The following is a 3,578-nucleotide window of genomic DNA, read 5'->3' as shown; positions in this document are numbered from 1 at the left end:
TCTAGATAGGAAGCCAGAGAAAAGCTCTCGTTTTTCCTCACTTCTACCCCTTGTTCGCCCCTAGTAACCATGTCTTTTTGTCTTGAACCGACTGCTTTTAAAACTATATCAGGAAACTCCACCTCGATCGGAATTAAACTGACCGCTCCCTTGTCCCCTAAGCTGTTGACTGTCTAAATTACGCCTTCAGACTGCATGGGAGTGCCAGAATTGACATTCTGAACACTTGTACTACATTTTCCCAGACGGAGAGGGTCTAATTTTCTTTTCTGATGCCTATTTTCTCTTTTAACCTGAAAAAATACCTCCCTCAGCAGCCCAGTCTAGGGATTAGCGAAAAACGGGCGATACAATTGAATTTCGCCGCAGTTATCATCGGAGATGCTAAAGTTTTGATGATTCGGTCAAACTTCCGTTTTCTTAGCTTGCAGTTTAGAAATTTCTCGATTAGCCTAGAAGTAGGATTATCCTAGGAATATATTGTATGCTGCCAGGGCAAATTTTAGGCGATCGATACCAAATTCAAAGTCAGTTAGGTAAACAAACCGGAAGACGCACTTTTCTCGCCCAAGATCTAAAAACGGGTACTACTGTTGTCGTCAAATTATTAATCTTCAGTCCCGATTTTGAATGGACAGATTTAAAACTCTTTGAACGGGAGGCCGAAACTCTTAAACATCTAGATTGTCGCTCGATTCCTGAATATATCGACTATTTTGAAGTTCGCACCGATACCTATCAAGGTTTTGCCCTTGTTCAGAGTTATATCGAGGCTAAATCTCTCAAGGAACAGATAGAAAATGGTCGCAAATTTAGTGAATCAGACCTGCAAGAATTAGCTAAATCTATCCTAGGTATTTTAATTTATCTCCATGGACTTAACCCGCCAATTATCCACCGGGATTTGAAACCTAGTAATATTTTACTAAAAGATCGATCGGGCCATAGTATCGGCAATGTCTATTTAATTGATTTTGGTTCTGTCCAGACTGTTGCTCAACAGGAACAGGCCACTTTAACTATCGTCGGAACCTACGGTTATATGCCCCCCGAACAATTCGGTGGTCGCACCGTTGCCGCTTCTGATTTATACAGTTTAGGAGCGACTTTAATCTATCTAGCTACAGGCATTCATCCCGCAGATTTACCCCAAAAAGATGGCAAGATTCAATTAAATAATTTAGCCAATTTAAGCCCTGCTTTTGTTCATTGGTTAGGGCAATTACTTGAACCTAGTCTCGAGAAAAGGTTTATTTCAGCACAAGCAGCAAATCAAGCTTTAAATACTCTCCACGAAATTCAATTAACTTCCTCGAACCTTGAAAAACCCGCAGGGAGTCGGGTACAGTTGCAAAAAAGCGAGGAGAAAATTAAAATATCTTTACCTCCCGAAGGTTTTACCCCTAAATTAATTTTTTTTGGAGCCTTTGCCATCGCTTGGAACGCTTTTTTATTATTATGGACAGGAGGAGCCGTTTCTACTCCTCTGTGGATGAGTTGGTTTTTTCTGCTCTTTTCCTTTTCCGTGCCTTTTTGGTTTGTAGGTTTAGGACTGCTTTACCAGATTATTTATTGTCTCAAAGGGGAGGAAATTATCACTATTGATAGTCAAGAAATTGTTGCCATTCAGCGAATTTGGGGTTTGACACTTCCGGGCAAAAAGAAAATGGCACGGGAACATATTAATAAACTGGTGAAAGCTGATAGTTATCATAGCAAAGATGGTGATGGCGATCGAGTTTATGTGCCGATGGCTTTAACTATTTGGGCGGGGACTAAAGAATATACTATTAGCAGTAAAACAAAAGAATATCTGAGTCAACCCGAAATTGAATGGTTAGCAGCGGAATTGAGTCAATGGTTAGGAATACCAATTACTAATAAGTAGCCGGTTGCAATCAGCTTTTTTCTCCCTTCTCCCCTCTCCCTTCTCCCTTCTCCGTTCTCCCCCACTGATTACTGATTACTGCTTACTGATAACTGAAAAATCTCCCCACTTCCCCACTGATTACTGTTTACTGCTTACTGATAACTGAAAAATCTCCCCTCTCCCCACTTCCCACCCCCTGATATGGACGAACTGTCTGTGAGCGGTGTAAAATTTTATGAAGAGTCTCGGCTTTTTTCTCCCTTTTCCTGAGAAATCCCCCAGAGCCAGTGACTAAGATCAAAATTGTGCATCCCATCGATAATTAAGTTTATGAGCGCCACTATTACCGTAGAAAAACGCAAATTAGAAAAACCCCCTTTAGAACTGCATTATCTCGGCGATCGAGTCCTGCGTCAACCGGCCAAGCGGATTGCTAAAGTCGATGACAGCATCCGCCAATTAGCCAGAGAAATGCTGCAAACTATGTATAGTTCCAATGGTATCGGTTTAGCGGCTCCGCAAGTGGCAGTCAATAAACAATTGATTGTCATCGATTGTGAACACGATAAACCCGAAAATCCGCCCCTAATTCTGATTAATCCCCAAATTATCGGTTATAGTCGGGAATTGTGCAAAGCGGAAGAGGGTTGTTTGAGTATTCCCGATGTGTTTTTAGATGTCATCCGTCCCCAAGCGATCGAAGTGAGTTATAAAGATGAACAGGGGAAACCGCGAAAACTGCAAGCTAACGGTTTACTAGCGCGGGTAATTCAACACGAAATGGATCATCTTAATGGTGTCATGTTCGTGGATAGAGTAGATAACGATTTGGCACTCAATGAAGAATTAAAAAAACACGGTTTTTCCGTGCAAGCGGTGAAACCGGTCGAGAAAGTGACAAAATAAAGGCATTAGTTAATTTAGGTGAGGAGTGAAGATGACCCCGAAAAGCGGCGTTTTATTGTTATTATCCTGTATTGCAGCGATCGCTGGTGTGGGTTGTGTCTTTGAAATTAGTTCGGGAGAACCGGATTTAGGCAATACCACCACTGGCCTAATTCTAGCGGCAAGTGTGCCACTAACAGCCCTATTTTTTTGGGCGGCGGTTAAAGACACGAGAGCCAATTACAAATAGAATAACTTCCCCTCGGTTGCAGAAGAGAGAATTTATTTCTCTCTTTTGTTTGTTTTAACTACAGGACAAATTGCCAGAAAAAGTTACTACTTTTGAGGACTTTAAGTAGCTGGTTATAATTAAATTAAAAATAGTTTTTAGGTTCGATACCCCCTTAGTACTAGGGTTGATTCATAGTAGGGTTGATTCATGAATCAACCCTACCCTTAGTCCCCCGTTGATAAGGGTGGTGTCTGATAATTTTTAACGCCTACCTACTTATCATCTTTCATGACAATCAATTATCTGCCGATCGGTGAAAATCTGATTAGGTAAAGATTTCCCCCCTCTCTCCTCTATCCGCAATCTAGAATGATAAAATAGGTGAAGTTCAAAGCATCATTCATTAGCTATGACCACAACCTACAAAGTAGAAATTTCCCATTTAGGAACAACACAAACGATCGAAGTTAGGGAAGATCAAACTATACTAAAGGCAGCCTACGATGCGGGGATTGACTTACCCAGTTCTTGCAATGCGGGCGTATGTACTACCTGTGCCGCTCAACTTTCCCAGGGTAGCGTCGAACAAGG

At 41.5% G+C, this 3,578-nt stretch carries 5 protein-coding genes; all 5 read left to right on the top strand.

Annotated elements, in window-relative coordinates:
* Positions 1-272 precede the first annotated feature (272 nt).
* A complete protein-coding gene (locus PX481_RS04465; protein ID WP_043999278.1) occupies positions 273-473 on the top strand; it encodes a hypothetical protein in 201 nt (66 codons plus the stop codon).
* Positions 474-484: 11 nt separating this feature from the next.
* Positions 485-1,888: a serine/threonine protein kinase gene (locus PX481_RS04460; protein WP_004159495.1), complete on the top strand. Its 1,404-nt coding sequence runs from the start codon at positions 485-487 to the stop codon at positions 1,886-1,888.
* 312 nt (positions 1,889-2,200) lie between these two features.
* Positions 2,201-2,776, top strand: a complete 576-nt coding sequence (gene def / locus PX481_RS04455; protein ID WP_002748816.1) for a peptide deformylase — start codon at positions 2,201-2,203, stop codon at positions 2,774-2,776.
* Between the two features lie 31 nt (positions 2,777-2,807).
* A complete protein-coding gene (locus tag PX481_RS04450; protein WP_002731987.1) occupies positions 2,808-3,005 on the top strand; it encodes a hypothetical protein in 198 nt (65 codons plus the stop codon).
* A gap of 391 nt (positions 3,006-3,396) precedes the next feature.
* Positions 3,397-3,578: 2Fe-2S iron-sulfur cluster-binding protein (locus tag PX481_RS04445; RefSeq protein WP_288093787.1), on the top strand; the 182-nt coding region annotated here is incomplete at its 3' end.

The sequence above is a fragment of the Microcystis sp. M53603_WE2 genome (genome assembly GCF_030065435.1).
The sequence above is the reverse complement of the archived record's forward strand: the minus strand, read 5'-3'. Positions and strand labels throughout refer to the sequence as shown.

Bases quoted from the DNA above. Each gene is read 5' to 3' on its own strand.
- def (WP_002748816.1), top strand. From the start codon at position 2,201: ATGAGCGCCACTATTACCGTAGAAAAACGCAAATTAGAAAAACCCCCT.
- PX481_RS04450 (WP_002731987.1), top strand. From the start codon at position 2,808: ATGACCCCGAAAAGCGGCGTTTTATTGTTATTATCCTGTATTGCAGCG.
- PX481_RS04460 (WP_004159495.1), top strand. From the start codon at position 485: ATGCTGCCAGGGCAAATTTTAGGCGATCGATACCAAATTCAAAGTCAG.
- PX481_RS04465 (WP_043999278.1), top strand. From the start codon at position 273: ATGCCTATTTTCTCTTTTAACCTGAAAAAATACCTCCCTCAGCAGCCC.